The organism is Methylobacterium sp. P5_C11 (genome assembly GCF_054049775.1).
On the sequence record NZ_JBFULS010000021.1, the window covers coordinates 78,691 to 95,273 of the forward strand.

The 16,583-nt window shown below is 71.7% G+C and carries 16 protein-coding genes; 11 read left to right on the forward strand and 5 right to left on the reverse strand.

Going from position 1 to position 16,583, the window contains the following annotated elements:
* Positions 1–13: 13 nt before the first annotated feature.
* From ACXJKQ_RS13570 to ACXJKQ_RS13590, 5 genes are all read left to right on the forward strand, one after another.
* Positions 14–1,285: an MFS transporter gene (locus ACXJKQ_RS13570; RefSeq protein ID WP_457106260.1), complete on the forward strand. Its 1,272-nt coding sequence runs from the start codon at positions 14–16 to the stop codon at positions 1,283–1,285.
* 28 nt (positions 1,286–1,313) lie between these two features.
* Positions 1,314–2,075, forward strand: a complete 762-nt coding sequence (locus tag ACXJKQ_RS13575; RefSeq protein ID WP_457106261.1) for a 5-oxoprolinase subunit PxpA — start codon at positions 1,314–1,316, stop codon at positions 2,073–2,075.
* Positions 2,072–2,806, forward strand: a complete 735-nt coding sequence (locus ACXJKQ_RS13580) for a 5-oxoprolinase subunit B family protein (protein WP_457106262.1) — start codon at positions 2,072–2,074, stop codon at positions 2,804–2,806. Before ACXJKQ_RS13575 ends, ACXJKQ_RS13580 begins: the two co-directional genes overlap by 4 nt.
* Complete coding sequence (locus tag ACXJKQ_RS13585; RefSeq protein ID WP_457106263.1) at positions 2,806–3,822, forward strand: 5-oxoprolinase subunit C family protein; 1,017 nt, start codon at positions 2,806–2,808, stop codon at positions 3,820–3,822. Before ACXJKQ_RS13580 ends, ACXJKQ_RS13585 begins: the two co-directional genes overlap by 1 nt.
* A 95-nt stretch (positions 3,823–3,917) precedes the next feature.
* Complete coding sequence (locus ACXJKQ_RS13590; RefSeq protein ID WP_457106264.1) at positions 3,918–4,706, forward strand: aldolase; 789 nt, start codon at positions 3,918–3,920, stop codon at positions 4,704–4,706.
* A 7-nt stretch (positions 4,707–4,713) separates the two neighbouring features.
* Here ACXJKQ_RS13590 and ACXJKQ_RS13595 read toward each other — a convergent pair whose 3' ends face one another.
* Positions 4,714–5,997 carry a lytic murein transglycosylase gene (locus ACXJKQ_RS13595; RefSeq protein ID WP_457106265.1) on the reverse strand — a complete coding sequence of 428 codons (1,284 nt, stop codon included), beginning with the start codon at positions 5,995–5,997 and terminating at the stop codon, positions 4,714–4,716.
* Between the two features lie 223 nt (positions 5,998–6,220).
* Here ACXJKQ_RS13595 and ACXJKQ_RS13600 point away from each other — a divergent pair, with 223 nt between their 5' ends.
* Complete coding sequence (locus tag ACXJKQ_RS13600; protein WP_457106266.1) at positions 6,221–7,762, forward strand: acyl-CoA synthetase; 1,542 nt, start codon at positions 6,221–6,223, stop codon at positions 7,760–7,762.
* A 46-nt stretch (positions 7,763–7,808) separates the two neighbouring features.
* Here the strand turns inward: ACXJKQ_RS13600 and mgtE are convergent, their stop codons facing one another.
* Positions 7,809–9,179, reverse strand: coding sequence for a magnesium transporter (gene mgtE / locus ACXJKQ_RS13605; protein WP_457106267.1), 1,371 nt, complete (start codon positions 9,177–9,179; stop codon positions 7,809–7,811).
* 425 nt (positions 9,180–9,604) lie between these two features.
* Between mgtE and pqqA (ACXJKQ_RS13610) the strand changes: the two genes are divergently transcribed.
* Both pqqA (ACXJKQ_RS13610) and pqqA (ACXJKQ_RS13615) read left to right on the forward strand, forming a co-directional pair.
* Positions 9,605–9,694, forward strand: coding sequence for a pyrroloquinoline quinone precursor peptide PqqA (gene pqqA / locus ACXJKQ_RS13610; protein WP_007559223.1), 90 nt, complete (start codon positions 9,605–9,607; stop codon positions 9,692–9,694).
* A gap of 76 nt (positions 9,695–9,770) precedes the next feature.
* Positions 9,771–9,860 (forward strand): pyrroloquinoline quinone precursor peptide PqqA, encoded by a 90-nt coding sequence (pqqA, locus tag ACXJKQ_RS13615; RefSeq protein ID WP_007559225.1) that lies wholly within the window; start codon positions 9,771–9,773, stop codon positions 9,858–9,860.
* A gap of 126 nt (positions 9,861–9,986) precedes the next feature.
* On the opposite strand, the gene ACXJKQ_RS13620 is transcribed toward pqqA (ACXJKQ_RS13615), so the two are convergent.
* Complete coding sequence (locus tag ACXJKQ_RS13620) at positions 9,987–11,234, reverse strand: NupC/NupG family nucleoside CNT transporter (protein WP_457106268.1); 1,248 nt, start codon at positions 11,232–11,234, stop codon at positions 9,987–9,989.
* A gap of 57 nt (positions 11,235–11,291) precedes the next feature.
* Positions 11,292–11,954 (reverse strand): TetR/AcrR family transcriptional regulator, encoded by a 663-nt coding sequence (locus ACXJKQ_RS13625; protein ID WP_457106269.1) that lies wholly within the window; start codon positions 11,952–11,954, stop codon positions 11,292–11,294.
* A gap of 100 nt (positions 11,955–12,054) precedes the next feature.
* Between ACXJKQ_RS13625 and ACXJKQ_RS13630 the strand changes: the two genes are divergently transcribed.
* Genes ACXJKQ_RS13630 through ACXJKQ_RS13640 form a run of 3 tightly spaced genes read left to right on the forward strand, consistent with a single transcriptional unit; the run spans position 12,055 to position 15,265 of the window.
* A complete protein-coding gene (locus ACXJKQ_RS13630; protein WP_457106270.1) occupies positions 12,055–12,900 on the forward strand; it encodes an SDR family NAD(P)-dependent oxidoreductase in 846 nt (281 codons plus the stop codon).
* The gene (locus tag ACXJKQ_RS13635; protein WP_457106271.1) at positions 12,900–13,802 is read left to right on the forward strand and encodes an alpha/beta hydrolase; all 903 of its coding nucleotides are present in this window, start codon (positions 12,900–12,902) and stop codon (positions 13,800–13,802) included. Before ACXJKQ_RS13630 ends, ACXJKQ_RS13635 begins: the two co-directional genes overlap by 1 nt.
* Positions 13,799–15,265 carry a flavin-containing monooxygenase gene (locus tag ACXJKQ_RS13640; protein ID WP_457106272.1) on the forward strand — a complete coding sequence of 489 codons (1,467 nt, stop codon included), beginning with the start codon at positions 13,799–13,801 and terminating at the stop codon, positions 15,263–15,265. Before ACXJKQ_RS13635 ends, ACXJKQ_RS13640 begins: the two co-directional genes overlap by 4 nt.
* Positions 15,266–15,326: 61 nt before the next feature.
* Here the strand turns inward: ACXJKQ_RS13640 and ACXJKQ_RS13645 are convergent, their stop codons facing one another.
* A complete protein-coding gene (locus tag ACXJKQ_RS13645) occupies positions 15,327–15,980 on the reverse strand; it encodes a protein-L-isoaspartate O-methyltransferase family protein (protein ID WP_457106273.1) in 654 nt (217 codons plus the stop codon).
* Positions 15,981–16,583: the final 603 nt, after the last annotated feature.

Genomic DNA, 16,583 nt, shown 5'->3' on the forward strand with positions numbered 1-16,583 from the left:
AAGGAGTTGCGCCATGTGGGTGAAAGACACGAGTCCGTCGGAACGCCGGGTCCTGGGCGCGGCCTTCGCGGGCTACGGCGTCGATGCGTTCGACTACATGGTCTACACCTTCCTGATCCCGACGCTGGTCGTGGTCTGGGGCCTGACCAAGGTCGAGGCCGGCAACATCGCCACCGCCGCGTTGGTGACTTCGGCGATCGGCGGCTGGGCGGCCGGAATCCTGGCCGACCGCTACGGCCGGGTGGTCGTCCTGCAGGCCACCGTCGCGTGGTTCACCCTGTTCACGGTGCTCAGCGGCTTCACCCAGTCCTACGAGCAGCTCCTCGTGACCCGCGCGCTGCAGGGCTTCGGCTTCGGCGGCGAGTGGTCGGTGGGCTCGGTGCTGATCGCCGAGACGATCCAGGCGCGCTACCGCGGCAAGGCGGTGGGCCTCGTCCAGTCGAGCTGGGCGGTCGGCTGGGCCTGCGCGGCGATCGCCTTCTGGGCGGTGTTCGCCCTGGCGGAGCCCGCCATGGCGTGGCGGATCCTGTTCTGGCTCGGCGCCCTCCCCTCGGTGCTGATCTTCTGGATCCGCCGCAACATCGAGGACCCGGAGGTCTACCGGCAGACCCGCGCCGCCATGCGGGACGTCGGCGACACCGGCAGCTTCCTCGACATCTTCTCCCGGCCGCTGATCGGCCGGACCGTGCTGGCGAGCCTCCTCGCGACCGGCATGCAGGGCGGCTACTACGCGGTGACCACGTGGCTCCCGACCTACCTGAAGACCGAGCGCAACCTCTCGGTCCTGAACACCAGCGGCTACCTGCTGATGCTGATCTTCGGGTCGTTCGTCGGGTACCTGACCAGCGCCTGGCTCTCCGACCGCATCGGCCGCCGCCTCGGCTTCGTCCTGTTCGGCTTCTGCGCCGGAATCCTCGTCCTGGCCTACACGCTGATCCCGATCACCGACCCGGTGATGCTGGTGCTGGGCTTCCCCCTCGGCTTCTTCCTCTCCGGCGTCTTCTCCGGGATGGGCGCCTTCCTGAGCGAGCTGTTCCCGAGCCGGATCCGCGGCTCCGCGCAGGGCTTCTGCTACAATTTCGGCCGCGCGACCGGCGCGATCTGCCCCGCCGTGGTGGGCCATCTCAGCGGCTCGCTGACACTCGGCGTCGCCATCGGCGTCGTGGCGGCGGGCGCCTATTGCCTCGTGATCGTCGCGGCGCTTCTCTTGCCCGAGACGGCGGGCCGCGCGCTCGATTCTTGCAGCGCGGATCCGGCCGAGCCGGGACCCGTTGCGGCCCTATGAGACCCGATCGGCACGCGGAGCGGCGGCGATGACCAGCGTGGACCTGAATTCCGACCTCGGCGAGGGCTACGGCGCCTACGCCTGCGGTGACGACGCGGCGATCCTCGGGATCGTCACCTCGGCCAACGTCGCCTGCGGCCTCCACGCCGGCGACCCCGAGATCATGGCCCGGACCTTCGCGCTGGCGAAGGAGCGCGGCGTCGCCGTCGGTGCCCATCCGGGCTTCCCGGACCTCTGGGGCTTCGGGCGGCGGCGGATGCCCTACAGCCCGGCCGAGATCGAGCGGCTCGTCGCCTACCAGATCGGCGCCGCGCAGGCGCTGGCCGCCTATGCCGGCCACCGTATCACCTACGTGAAGGCGCACGGGGCGCTGGCCAACGTCGCCGCCGAGGAGCGTCCGGTGGCCGACGCCATCGCCCGCGCGGTCCGCGCGGTGGACCGGGAGCTCGCGCTGCTCGCCATCGCGCTGACCGCCCAGGTGCCGGCGGGCGAGGCCTGCGGCCTCGACGTCCACCAGGAGATCTTCGCCGATCGCGGCTACACGCCGACCGGCCTGCTCATCCCCCGCAACCAGCCCGGCGCGATGATCACCGAGTCCGGCGAGGCCGCCGACCGGGTCCTGCGCATGGTCGAGGCGGGCGCGATCCTCACGGCGGACGGGCGGACGCTGCCGACGCCGATCCGCTCGATCTGCGTCCACGGCGATTCCGACCACGCCGTGGCCACGGCCCGGGCGGTGCGGACCCGGCTGGAGGACGCCGGCGTCACGCTGGCGCCGTTCAAGCCGTGAGCGCGGCGCTGGACGAACCCCGCCTCCTCGACGCTGGCGAGGCGGCCCTCGTGGTCGAGTTCGGCAGCACCGTCGATCCCGCGATCAGCGACCGGGTGCTGGCCCTCGACGACGCCCTCGGGGCGGATCCGCCCGAGGGGCTGCGGGAGCGCGTGCCGACCTACCGCTCCCTGATGCTGCACTACGACCCGCTGGTGCTCGACCGCGGGACGCTGGCCGAGCGGGTCCGGACGCTGGTGGCGGGCGCAACTGCGCGGGCGACCCGCCCGATCCTGTGGACCCTGCCCTGCTGCTACGACACGCCCCACGGGGAGGACGTCGCGCAGGTCGCCGAGCAGAGCGGCCTGACGCCGGAGACGGTGGTGTCGACCCATGCGGCCACGACCTTCCGGGTCTACATGTACGGCTTCGCCCCGGGCTTCGCGTATCTCGGCGGCCTGCCGAAGGCCCTGGCGGTGCCCCGGCGGCCGAGCCCGCGGCCGCCGCATCCGCGCAACGCCATCATGATCGGGGGCGGCCTCGCCGCGGTGGCGACCGTGCCGATGCCGACTGGATGGTACGTGATCGGCGCGACCCCCTCTCGCCTCTATGCGCCGGAGCGCGACCCGAGCTTCTTCGTCGGCGCCGGCGACCTGATCCGCTTCGAGCCCGTCGATGCCGCGACCTTCGACGCCCTGACGGCCCGCGAGGCGGCGGGCGAGCCGGTGGCCCGGCGTGGGGAGGCCCGCTGATGCCCGCCCTCGTGATCGAGTCCGCCGGCCCCGGCATCACCCTGCAGGACGGGGGCCGGCACGGCTACCTCCGCTACGGCATCACCGCCGCGGGCGCGATGGATCCGCTGATGCACGCCGCCGCCAACCGGGCGGCGTCCAACCCCCTCGACGCCACCGCCGTCGAGATCTCCACCGGCGGCGTCACCGTCTCGGCGGAGGACGGCGCCGTCGGGATCGCCCTGCTCGCGCCGGGCTTCCGCGTCGCGCTGGACGGGCTGCCCCTGCCCGACACGGTCGCGCTCAACCTGGAGCCCGGACAGACCCTCGTCGTGCGGGCCGGCGATGCGGGCGCCTGGGGCTACCTCGCGGTCGCCGGGCGGCTCGACGTGGCGCCGGTCCTCGGCTCGACGGCGACCCATACCCGCTCGGGACTCGGCGGCCTCGACGGGCGCGGCCTCGCCGCGGGCGACCGCCTCCCCGTCGCCGAGGGCCGGACGTCGGACGGAGCGCCGCAGCGGCTCGTCGCGCCATGGCTCGACCGGGACGGGCGGGAGATCCGGGTCGTGCTGGGGCCGCAGGACGACTACTTCGCCCCCGACCAGATCGAGGCCTTCCTGGCCGGTCCCTGGACGGTCTCGCCCCGGGGCGACCGGATGGCCTGCTTCGTCGACGGCACGCCGCTGAAACACGCCAAGGGCCACGACATTGTCTCCGACGGCGTCGCCATGGGGGCGATCCAGGTGCCCGGCAACGGCCTGCCGATCATCCTGATGGCTGACCGGCAATCCACCGGCGGCTACCCGAAGATCGCCACGGTCATCGGGCCGGATCTCGGGCGGCTGGCGCAGGTCCGGGGCGGGGCGCGCCTGTCGTTCCGGCGCGTCTCGGTGGCGGAGGCGGTCGCGGCGCGCCGCGCCGAGCGCGATCTCCTGCGCGAGGCGATCCCGCGCGAGCCGGTCATCCGCACGGATTTCGCGTCGGATTTCCTGCTCGGCCTCAACCTCGTCGGCGGCGTTACCGACGGCCGCCCCTGAGCGCTTGGCGGCTGCGCGCGGGCGGGCGAGCGTCTAGAGTGCGGCCCCGGCCGGGTTGTCCGGCCTGATCCCGACACACAGGAAAGCCCGCACGCATGGCGCACGCCGTTACCGTCCCGGGGACCCCGCCGGCCCGCAGCAACGAGCCCCTGAACGCCGACAGCGTGCGCCGCGCCCGGATCGACCTCGCCGCCTGCCTGCGCTGGGCCGCCCGCAACGGCCTGGAAGAGGGGATCTGCAACCACTTCTCGGCGGTGCTGCCGGAGCGGCCCGACCTGTTCCTGGTCAATCCCTACGGCCTCGCCTTCGCGGAGGTCACCGCGTCGAGCCTGCTGCTCTGCGACTTCCACGGCAACGTCCTCGAGGGCGACGGCCAGCCCGAGGCCACCGCCTTCCACATCCACGCCGAGCTGCACCGGCTGAAGCCCCGCGCCCGGGCCGCGTTCCACACCCACATGCCCTACTCGACGGCGCTCGCCATGCTGGAGGGCGAGCCGCTGGTGTGGGCGGGCCAGACGGCCCTGCGCTTCTACGGCCGGATCGCCGTGGACGAGGCCTACAACGGCCTCGCGCTCGATTCGTCCGAGGGCCGGCGGATCGCCGAGAGTGCCGGCGAGGCGGACGTCGTGTTCCTGAAGAACCACGGCGTGATGGTGCTGGGCGAGACGATCGCGGAGGCCTGGGACGACCTCTACTACCTGGAACGCGCCGCGCAGGCCCAGGTCCTGGCCATGAGCACGGGGCGCACGCTCAAGGCCGTGCCCGAGGCGATCGTGCAGCGCGTGGCGGCCCAGGAGGCGGCCGGCCGCGCCGAGAGCGCGCGCCTGCACCTGGAGAGCGTCAAGCGGGTTCTGGCCCGGGACGAGCCGGCTTTCCTGGCGTGAGCGCCCGTCAGGGCGCGGCCCGGACCCGGTCCAGCAGCGCGGCGTCGGCGTAGCCGTCGGCCGGCAGGCCGACCGAACCCTGGAAGGCGCGCAAAGCCGCCCGCGTCCTCGGGCCGATCTTGCCGTCGACCCCGCCGGTGGCGAAGCCGCGCTCCGTGAGGCGTGTCTGCAGGTCGCGCCGCTCGTCGGCGGTGAGCGGCCGGTCGCCCCGCGGCCAGTCGTGGACCAGGCCCGGGTCGCCGCGCAGGCGATCCGAAAGGAGCGAGACGGTCAGCGCATAGGCCAGGGCCGTGTTGTAGCGGAGGATCACCGCGAAGTTCGGCTGCAGCAGGAAGGCGGGGCCGCGGATCCCGGCGGGCAGGATCAGGGTCGTCTCGGCCGAGTCCGGCAGGGCGCGGTCGCGGGCGGGCCTCACGCCGAGCGCCCGCCACGCCGCGACGGTGCGGAGCGTCGTCTCGTCGGCCAGCGCCGCGTCGAAGGTCTCGGGCAGCACCGCCTCGCTGCCCCAGCCCGCGCCGGGCTTCCAGCCGTGGCTGCGAAGGTAGTTCGCCGTCGACGCCAGCGCATCCGGCACCGAGGTCCAGATGTCGCGCCGGCCATCGCCGTCGAAATCGACCGCCTCGCGCTGGTAGACGCTGGGCATGAACTGCGTGTGCCCCATGGCGCCGGCCCAGGATCCGGTCAGCCCCGCCGGCATCCGGTCGAGGGGCGCCTGGTTCCAGGCCAGGATCTGGAGCGCCGCCGCCAGCTCGTCGCGCCAGTAGGTGGCGCGGGCGGGATCGCTGCAGCTGAGCGTCGCCAGCGAGCGGACGACCGGCTTCACCACCGCCGCGTTGTCGAGCACGGCGCCGTAGCTCGATTCCACGCCCCAGAACGCCACCAGGATGTGGCGGTCGACCCCGTATCGGGCCTCGATCGCCGCGAGCGTGTCGGCGTGCTCGGCGAGCATGCGCTGCCCGGCCTCGACGCGGGCCGGCGTGACGCTGGCCTCGATATAGTCCCAGATCGGCCGGACGAACTCACCCTGGCTCTGGGTCGCGGCGATCACGTCCGGGTCGGGCGTGAGCCCGGCGAGCTGCGCCTCGGCGAGGCCCTGCGGCACCGCGCGGGCCGTGACCCAGGCGATCAGGTCGGCCCGGCAGGCCTCGAAGGCCTGCGGTGCCGCCGGCACAGCCGGTTCCGGCCCCGCGACGACGCGCGCCGGCACCAGCATGCCGGTGAGAACGGCCACCGCGACCCTCGGAAACCTGCGCGCAGGGCGTCTCCGCTTCGGCGCTTCGCGTACGTCCATGGGCGTCTCCCGGGATCCCCGTATCCCGCGGCGCCACCATAACCGGCCGGGGGCATCGCCTTCCAGACGGACGTCCGCCGCCACCGACGCGTGGGCAGCCGCACCGTGACCCGGGATGCGCGCCCCTCGGCGACGGAGCGCCTCGGCGGAGTCTCGCCCGCGGTTGACGGCGACGCGCGCAGGCGGGACACCCGACGAAAAGCCCGTCCGAGGGGAGCGCCCGGTGTCCGACAGCCGTTCCAACGACCGCCATCCGCCCGCGCGGTTCAATGCCGCCCGCTACGGCCTCGCCGAGAACGCCCGCCTGCGCCCGGACAAGTCCGCCCTCGTGWTGGTCGGCGACGGCGTCGCCGACCGCCTGTCCTTCGGGGATGTCGAGCGACAGGTGCGCGCCATCGCGGCGGGCCTGCTCGGCCTTGGCCTGAAGCCCGGCGACCGGGTGATGATCCGGATGGGCAACGAGGCCGACTACGTCCTCGTCTATTTCGGTGCCCTGGCGGCCGGCCTCGTGGCCCTGCCCTCCTCGCCGCAGCTCACCGAAGGCGAGGCGGCGTTCCTGATGGACAATTCGGGCGCCGCTGCGGTGGTGGTTGGCAGCGGCTGCACGGTTTCGGCCGAGGCGCTGGGTGGCCGGCTCCTGCTCGATGCCGCGGCGATCGCGCGGATGAAGGCGGGCTCGCCGCTGCCCGACTATGCCGACACCGCCGCCGACGATCCGGCGATGCTGATCTACACCTCCGGCACCACCAGCCGGCCGAAGGGCGTGCTTCACGCCCACCGCGCCGCCTACGGCCGCCGGCCGATGCTCGAACACTGGCTCGGGCTCAGCGAATCCGACGTGATGCTGCATGCCGGCACCATGAACTGGACCTACACGCTGGGCGTGGGCCTGAGCGACCCGTGGTCGGTGGGCGCCACCGCGGTGCTCTACAACGGCCCGCGCGACCCCGCTGTCTGGCCGCGGCTCATCGCCGAGTACCGCGCCACCCTGTTCGCCGCCGTCCCGACCCTCTACCGGCAGATCCTGAAATACGGCGCCCTCGGCACGCACGACCTGTCGAGCCTGCGCCACGGCTGCACGGCGGGCGAACCGCTCTCGGTGGAGTTGCTCGAGGCCTGGACCCAAGCGACGGGCAAGCCCCTCTACGAGGCCCTCGGGATGAGCGAGATCTCGACCTACATCTCCAGCGGGCCGACCATCCCGGTGCGCCCCGGCTCGCCCGGTAGGCCACAGCCGGGGCGGCAGGTGGCGATCCTGCCCGTCACGGGCGAGCCCGTGCCGCTGCCGGCCGGTGAGACCGGCCTGCTCGCGGTCCACCGCTCCGAGCCGGCCCTGATGCTCGGCTACTGGAACCGCCCCGAAGAGGAGGGTGAGGTGATGCGCGGCGACTGGTTCGCGGGCGGCGACCTCGCCCGCCTCGACGCTGACGGCTACCTCTGGTTCGAGGGCCGCAACAACGACCTGATGAAGGCGATGGGCTACCGGGTCTCGCCCAACGAAGTCGAGGCGGTGCTGTCCACCCATCCGGCCGTGGCGGAGGTGGGCGTGGCCGAACTGTCGGTCCGCGTCGACGTCTCGGTCATCTGCGGCTTCGTGGTCCTCCAGCCGGACGCGGAACCCGACGCGGAGGCCCTGCTGGCGTGGTGCGCCGAGCGGCTCGCGGCCTACAAGCGTCCGCGGGAGATCCGTTTCCTCGACGCCCTGCCGCGTACGCCGAACGGGAAGGTCCAGCGGAAGCGGCTGGCCGCCACGGTGACCGGCTGAGCGGACCGACCCTGTCCTCTCCGGAGCGGACGCCGCCGGGACGAGCCTACAGCAGCGTCCCGCGCAGGATCAGCAAGGCCACCGAGAAGTAGATCACCAGCCCGGTCACATCGACCAGCGTCGCCACGAACGGCGCCGAGGCGGTGGCCGGGTCGAAGCCGATGCGCTGGAGCAGGAACGGCAGCATCGAGCCCGACAGCGATCCGAACGTCACGATTCCGACGAGCGCCGCGCCCACCGTGGCGGCGACCAGCGGCCAGTGCTCGCCGTAATCGTAGAGGCCGAGCTTCTGCCACGCCACGATCCGGATCACCGCGATGACCCCGAGGATCGTCCCGAGCACGATACCGGTCGGCAATTCCCGCAGCGCCACCCGCCACCAGTCGCGCAGTCGGATCTGGTGCAGGGCCAGCGCCCGGATCAGCAGCGAGGTCGCCTGCGAGCCGGAATTGCCCCCCGAGCTCATGATCAGCGGGATGAACAGCGTCAGGACGATCGCCTTCTCGAGCTCGCCCTCGAAGCCCTGCATCGCCGAGGCGGTCAGCATCTCGGAGAGGAACAGCGCGCAGAGCCAGCCGGCGCGCTTCCGGATCATCGTGAAGAAGCCAATGTCCATGTAGGGCTCGGGCAGCGCCTCCATGCCGCCGAAGCGCTGCACGTCCTGGGTCTGCTTCTCGATCATCGCGTCGATCATGTCGTCGACGGTCACGATCCCGATGACATGCCCGACGGCGTCGACCACGGGCAGCGCCAAGAGGTCGTACTTGGAGATCAGCCGGGCCGCCTCCTCGCGGCTCGCCGTCGGCGAGACGGCGAGCGGCCGCCGCCCCGGGGCGACGCTCAGGACGTTGTCGTTCGGATTGCCCGAGATCAGACGGCGCAGGGGCACGGCCTTGGTGAGCGCCCGCGTCCGCGGGTCGAGCACGAAGATCGCGTAGATCGTCTCGCGGGTCTTCTCGACGTGTCGGATGTGCTCCAGGGTCTGGCCCACCGTCCAGGTCCCCGGCACGGTGACGAATTCGGTGGTCATCAGCGAGCCGACCGTCTCCTCGCCGTAGGCCGACAGCCGGTCCACGGCGCCGCGGGTCTCGGCGTCCAGGCGCGCGCGCAGGTCGGAGCGGCCCGGCTCCTCGATCTCGCGGAACACGTCCGTGACCCGGTCGGCCGACATGCCGGACAGGTACGCCGCCACCCGGTCCCGCGGCAGCATCTCGATGATGTCGGCGGCGCAGTCGAGTTCCGGCTGGTCGAGCACCTCGATCGCGCGGTCCACGGGCAGGCCCAGGAGGATCGCGGCGGCGACCTCGGGGGCCTCGTCATTGAGCTTCTCGACGATGTCGGGGGCACGTTCGTCCGAGAGGCGCGCGGCCAGCACGGAAGGATCGATTCGCGTATCGAAGGGCGCGATCTCGTTCATGGCCTCGCCTCGTGGTTACGAGGCGACGCGCCACCGGTCATCCTGGGTCAGGGCCGTGGCCGGCCGCCGCGTCGTCGCCCCGCGGCCGGGCCTCTCAGCGGCTCAGGCGGGTCGACGGCGCGTGGCCAGGCACGGCAGGCACGATCGGTCGGGCACGTCGCTTCGCGGGTCGCTGCTGAAAGGGAGCGCGCCGTCGGAGACGACGTCGCGCGGGTGCGTCGTGCGCCCGCGCGGTTTCCCCGTCAAGCCGAAAGCGTTCGCATCCGCAGCCGTTGCCGAACGGCGCGCCCGGGGGTGGTAAGGCGGCCACGGAAGTGCTGATGGCCACCCCCGGGCTCCCTATGAGAAATATAAGTGTTGTGCTCGCTTGTATTGCGTCCAAGATATTGCCTATATGAGATCCATCAACAGCGAGGAGAAACGCCATGGCCTGGTCCGCCCCGATCGTGTCCGAGATCTGCGTCGGCATGGAAGTCACCAGCTACGAGTCGGCTGAGATCGACACCTTCAACTGAGTCGCTCCCAGTCCGGAGCGCATCGCTCCGGATTTCGTGGTCTCTCAACCTACCTTTCTAGCTCCTGGAGGAAATCATGGCTTGGTCCGCCCCCGTCGTGTCCGAGATCTGCGTCGGCATGGAAGTCACCAGCTACGAGTCGGCCGAGATCGACACGTTCAACTGAGACGTCGACGACATGGTTATTGGCGCCGCTTCATCCGAAGCGGCGCTTTTCTTTTGTTCCAGCCGCCGTATGACCTGACGCGTCCGAGCGCGCGGCTGTCAGATCCCCGGTAGGGCGACCGGCTTCTCAGGTCACGAACACGCCCGCGATCGCCGCACTCGTCAGGTTCGAGAGCGTGCCGGCGAGGATCGCCCGCAGACCGTAGCGGGCGACCTCGGATCGCCGCTCCGGCACGAGACTGGAGAAGCTCGCGAGCTGGATCGCGATCGACGCGAAGTTGGCGAAACCGCAGAGGGCGAAGCAGGCGATCGCCTGCGTGCGCGGGTCGAGGGAGCCGGCCTTCAGGATCGGCGACAGGTTCGCGTAGGCCAGGAACTCGTTGAAGGCGATCTTCTGGCCGATCGCCCCGCCCACCAGGGTCGCGTCTGCCCACGGCACGCCGAGGAGCCATGCCAGCGGGGCGAGCAGCCAGCCGAGAACGCCCTCGAAGGAGGCGGCGGGATAGCCGATCCAGCCGCCGACGGTGCCGAACAGGCCGTCCGCCAGGGCGATCAGCCCGACGAAGGCGATCAGCATCGCTCCCACCGAGACCGCCACCGCCAGCCCCTTCTGTGTCCCGTCGGCCGCCGCCTCGATGATGTTGGCCGCCCGCCGCTCGCCGAACTCCACGCGGGTGCTGGTGATCCGGGTCGGTTCCGTGGAGGGCATCAGGATCTTCGCGTAGACGAGCCCTCCCGGGATCGCCATCACCGAGGCCGCCAGCAGGTAGGTCATCGGCACGCCGAGCGCCGCGTAACCAGCCAGGATCGATCCGGCGGTGGAGGCGGCGCCGCTCGACATCACGGCGAACAGCTCGGCGCCGGTCAGCCGCGCCAGGAATGGCCGCAGCGCCACCGCGATCTCGCTCTGCCCGATGGCAATCGTGATCACCGCCGAGAACGACTCGATCGGCGAGGTGCCGAGGATTCGGCGCAGTCCCGCGCCGAGCAGCCGGGCCAGGGCCTGCATCACGCCGAGATGGTAGAGCACGCCGATGAGCGCGGAGACGTACAGGATCTGCGGCAGCACCCGCAGGGCCAGGATGAAGCCCGAGCCGCCGAACAACTCGAACATCTTCGGCTCGACGAGGCCGCCGAACAGGAAGGCGGTACCACGGTCGCCGTAGGACAGCACGGCCACGACGCCGTCGGCGGCGGATCTCAGCGCCGCTTGGCCGGCGGGGAGGAACAGGACAAGCGACCCGAGCCCGACCTGCAGGGCCAGCCCGGTGACCACGACGCGGGGGTTGATCGCCCGTCGGTTCGTCGAGAACAGGACGGCGACGGTGAGCAGTACCAAGAGGCTGAGGCCGGCATGGATCAGGCGGTCGAGCATCGCGTCCTTCGGGTCCGAGCTTGGCCGCAGCGTATGGAAGGTTCGGGCCAGAGCCCGTCAGTCTGGGGGATCGGGCGCCAGATAGGGCGCGAACAGATCGCGGACCTGTGCGAAGCCCCAGTCCCGGTCGGCCTCCGTCAAGGTCGTGCCCCCTTGGAGGCGGTGGCTCATCCAATGGCTGGACACGATCCAGGCATTGTCGATGAGCCGACCGAGGGCCTCCGACTCGATCCGCAAGCGTCCCGCCCCGACAGCCGCCTCGAAGACGCCGCGGGCCAGCGCCTGGGTCTCGGCCCGGAGGGCGTGGACCCGCGACCGCAGCGCGGGTGCGATCTCCACCATGGCGATTCCGTCGCGATAGATGCAGCGGTAACGCCAGATCAGGTCGAACCATGCCCGCTGGTAGGCGATCAGCGCCTCGGGCGCGGCGGGGTCGGCGGGCATCCGGCCCGCCACCATCACGGCCTCGGCCTCGAACGCGGCGAACACAGCCTCTACGAGGCCGCTCTTGCGGGGAAAATGGTAGTGGAGGTTGCCCTCGCGCATTCCGGAGGCGGCGGCGATCTCCGCCGTTGTCACGTGGCCGAGCCCGCGGGCGTTGAACAGCGCGAGGCTCGCGGCGAGGATCCGCTTACGCGTCCCTGGATTCGGTCCCGGGGCACCGGAATCCGGACCGAACTCCGCACCGATCTCGGTTTTCCGGCCCTCGCCCCGCGGCATGTTCCAGCCCCCGTCTAGGGTGCTTACCCTAGACAATTCCGTCGGCCGGGCCTATCCCCTCCCACGTCCGATCCTGATCGGAGGCACGGGGAGGCGCGGTTTGGCTCAGCGGTTCCAGCTCGCGGGCAAGGTCGCCCTGATCACCGGCGCGGCCAGCGGCATCGGCGCGGCCCTGGCGGAGGGGCTCGCCGCCAAGGGGTGCCGTCTCCTCCTCGTGGACCGGGATGCGGGCGGACTGCAGGCCACGGCCGGCAGACTGCACGGCGTGACCGTCGAGACGCGTACGCTGGATCTCGCGGATGCGGACGCGATCCGGGCGCTGCCCGGCTGGGTCGCGGAGCGGTCCGGGCACCTCGACCTCCTGATCAACAATGCCGGCGTCGCCCTCGGTGGCCGGTTCGATGAGACGCATCTCGACGATTTCGAGTGGCTGCTCGACATCAACCTGCGCGCCGTCGTCCGGATGTGCCACGCCTTCCTGCCGATGCTCCGCACGCGGCCGGCCGCGCAGATCGTCAACCTGTCGAGCCTGTTCGGCCTGATCGCGCCGCCAGGCCAGGTCGCCTACTGCACGAGCAAGTTCGGGGTGCGCGGCTTCTCCGAGGCCCTCCGGCACGAATATGCCGGCACCGGGCTCGGGGTGACGGTGGTCCATCCGGGCGGCGTCGCCACCGCCATCTCGCGCAATGCCCGCGGCCGCCGTCCGCCGAGCGATCCCGAGGCGGCCAAGCGCGCGGCGGTCGAGGATGCGGCGGCCCGGGAAGCCTTCGGCAAGCTCCTGACCCTGGCTCCTGCGGATGCGGCCGCCGCGATCATCCGTGGCATCGAGGCGCGCACGCCGCGCATCGTGGTCGGCAAGGACGCCAGGAACGCTGCGTTGATCCAGCGGCTGATGCCGGTGGGCTACTGGAAGACGATCGTGCGCCTGTCCGGCGGGTCCCTCTGATGGCGAGCCTGCGCGCTTATCTCGGAACCTACATGGTCCGCAGCCGGGTCCGCGGCCCCCTCGCCCGGGCGCGGGACGCGGCCGCGTTCCGCCGGATCTTCGAGGCGCCGGCCTTCCCGGATCCCAAGGGCGTGACCTACGAACCGGGCGTCGTCGGCGGCGTGAAGGGTGAGTGGATCCGGCCCAAAGCGGGTCCCGGCCGGCGGATGCTCTACATCCACGGTGGCGGCTTCATCGCCTGCTCGCCCCGGACGCACCGTCCCGTCACGGGCGCGCTGGCGAACCGCGGCTTCACGATCTTCGCACCCGATTACCGCCTCGCCCCCGAGCACCCGTTTCCCGCGGCGGTGGACGACGTGACGGCCGCCTGGACGGCGTTCAGCGCGGAGGGCGCGGCCTGCGTGGCGGGCGAATCGGCCGGGGGCAACCTCGCCCTCGTGCTGATGGGCGCGGCCCGCGCCCGGGGTCTGCCGATGCCCTGGGCGGCGGCCCTGTTCTCCCCCGCGACGGATTTCGTCTCCGAGGACGGATCGCGCGTCACCAATGCGTGGCGTGACGCCATGTTCGACCCGCAGGCGCTCGCGGCGATCCGGCCGATGTATCTGGGGGATGCCGATCCGACCGATCCCCGGGTCTCACCCCTCTACGGGGATCCGACCGGCTTCCCCCCGCTGCTGTTCCATGTCGGGGAGCGCGAAGTCCTGCGCGACGATTCCGTCCGCATGGCCGAGCGGACCCGCGCAGCCGGCGTCGAGACCGACCTCAAGCTCTTCCCGGTCGTGTCCCACGCCTGGCAGTTCGCGGCCGGCGTTCTACCGGAGGCGCGGGTCTCCCTCGACGAGGCGGCCGCGTTCCTGAAAGCGCACGCGCCCCACGCACCATCCGGGAGCCCCCAGCGATGACCGAGACCGCGCCCGAGACCCTGGCCGTCCTGATCGTCGGCGCCGGCTTCTCGGGGCTGGCGATGGCGATCCGCTGTCGGCAGGCGGGCATCGGCCCGCTGCGGGTGATCGAGAAGGCCGACGGCATCGGCGGCACGTGGCACGACAACACCTATCCGGGGGCGGCCTGCGACGTCCCCTCGCACCTCTACTCGCTGTCCTTCGCGCCGAAGGCCGACTGGAGCCGGATGTACGCGCCGCAGCCGGAGATCCTGGCCTACCTCCAGGACGTTGCGGCCCGCCACGGGCTGATGCCCCTGATCCAGCTGGGCACGGCCTTCACGGGGGCCACCTGGGACGCGGCGCGCGCCCTGTGGCAGGTCGAGACCGACCGCGGGCCGATCACGGCGCGTGCGATCGTCTCCGGAATGGGCGGCCTTCACCATCCCGCCTATCCCGACATCCCGGGTCGCGCCGCGTTCGCAGGCCCGGCCTTCCACACGGCGGCCTGGGACCATTCCGTGGTGCTGGCCGGCAAGCGGGTCGGGGTGATCGGCACCGGTGCCAGCGCGATTCAGGTGGTGCCCGAGATTGCCGCCGTCGCGTCCCACCTGACCCTGTTCCAGCGCACGCCGCCCTGGATCATGCCCAAGAACGATTACGCCATCGCGGAGCGGGCCAAGAGCCGCTACCGGCGCGTGCCGTTCAGCCGGCAACTCGAACGGGCGCGGCTGTTCTGGCTGCACGAGGTGCGCGCGCTGCTGGGCTTCACCAAGGTTTCGAAGCTCACCGGCCAGGCCGAGGCCCTGGCCCGGCGCCATCTCGCCAAGGCCGTCCCCGACAAGGCCCTGCGGGCGAAGCTGACGCCGAACTACCGGCTCGGCTGCAAGCGGGTGCTGATCTCCGACGACTACTACCCCGCGCTACAGCGTCCCAACGTCACCCTGGAGACGGGGAGCATCGCCCGGATCGACGGGTCCGGGGTGATCACCGAATCCGGACGGCGCCACGATCTCGACGTCATCGTCTACGCCACCGGCTTCGACGTGACCGCGACCTTCGCACGGATGAATCTCGTCGGTCGCGACGGCACTAGCCTGACCGAGGCCTGGGCCGGCGGCATGGGCGCCTACCAGGGCATCACGGTCGCGGGGTTTCCCAACTACTTCATGCTGCTCGGACCCAATACCGGGCTCGGCCACAACTCGGTCGTCTCGATGATCGAGATCCAGGTGCAGCACGTCCTCGATTGCCTGAAGGCCCTGCGCCACGGGACCAGGGCCATCGAGGTCCGGCCGGAGGCGCAGGCGCGCTTCCTCGACCGGATCCGTACCCGCCTGGCCGACAGCATCTGGCAGGCTGGCGGCTGCCGCAGCTGGTATCTCGACGCGCGCGGGCGCAATACGACCCTGTGGCCCGACTCGGTCATGGCGTACCGCCGGAGCGCCCGCCGCGCCCGGATGGCGGATTACCGGCTGGGCTGAGCCCGCCACGGGCTCCGGACGGGTCCCGGCCGTCCGCGGCCCTCGACCGCCGGTCGGCGTGTCAGAACGCGAACCCGGCCTCCGCCGCGAAGGCTTCGAGCCCGGGCAGCGACGCGTCGAACAGAGGACGGGCGCCGAACGCATCGCCCGCACGCACGAACAGGGTCACCTTGGCGTTCCGATATGGCCCGAACACGCAGACCAGACGGCCATCGTCCTTGAGCTGGTCCAGCAACGCCTGCGGCCGCACCTCGACGCGGCCGTTGATCAGGATCACGTCGAAGGGCGCCTGCTTCGGTGCACCGGCGGCGATCGGCCCCTCCACGACCTGAGCGGAGGTGCCCAGCCGGACGCGCAGCGCCTCAGCCAGTTCCGGCACCGACTCGAGCGCCGTCACCTGTGCGCCCAGGCGCGCCATCACCGCCGCCGCGTAGCCCGAGCCGCTTGCGACGTCGAGGGCGGTGACGCCCGGCCGGATCCGCAGGGACTGGATCATCCGGGCCTGCACCATCGGGGCCGGCAGGCAGCGGGTCTCGCCGGCGGCTGCGCCGAGAACCAGGGTCTGATCGATATACGCGAAGGGCTCGCGGCCCTTCGGTACGAAGCTCTCCCGCGGCACGGAGTCGAACGCGTCGAGCACCGTGTTGTCGTTCACGTCGAAGGTCCGCAACTGGCAGTCGACCATCATCCGCCGCGCCTGCGCGTAATCGATCATCGATACGTGTCCTCGAACCGGATCGGAACGCCGCGTCGGCCGGGCTCCGGCGAGACAGCCGGCCGCCCCGGCCAAGCCTAAGCTTCCCGGACGGGGGGCGTTTTCGGAGATCGGTGCACAAAACGCAAGGCGAGTGCGCAACGGCGACCCCGATACCGCATCGCGCCGGACTTCGCTGAAACGGCCGGGGGGTTTCGGGGACCGGGAGTCCCGCGGCCGAAAGCGGCCGGCTCCGGTTCGAACATCGTCCGGCCCGGTGTTTCGCGGATCGGGTGGTTCCCGAGCGCGGGAGTAGCCCAGTCGCATTACGTCGGAACCACACTGTCGCCTCGAGCGCCCCCTGCGAGGTCGCGCGGCTGGCATGATCGATGAATAAAGAGTGCAGAATACGGGGACGGTGCGTACGCCGTCCCGATAGGGAGCCGCCATGACGCCGACGAGCCAAGGATTTCTGACCCGCGGACTGACTGCCGCCCTCGCCTGCCTGAGCCTCGGCCTGTTGGAATCCGGCCACGCCACGGCCCAGGAGACAGCCGCAACCGCGGCGCCGCCGCCCAGCGCGCCGGCCGACCGCGGCTCGGCCCTCTATGGCCGCCCCGAGGG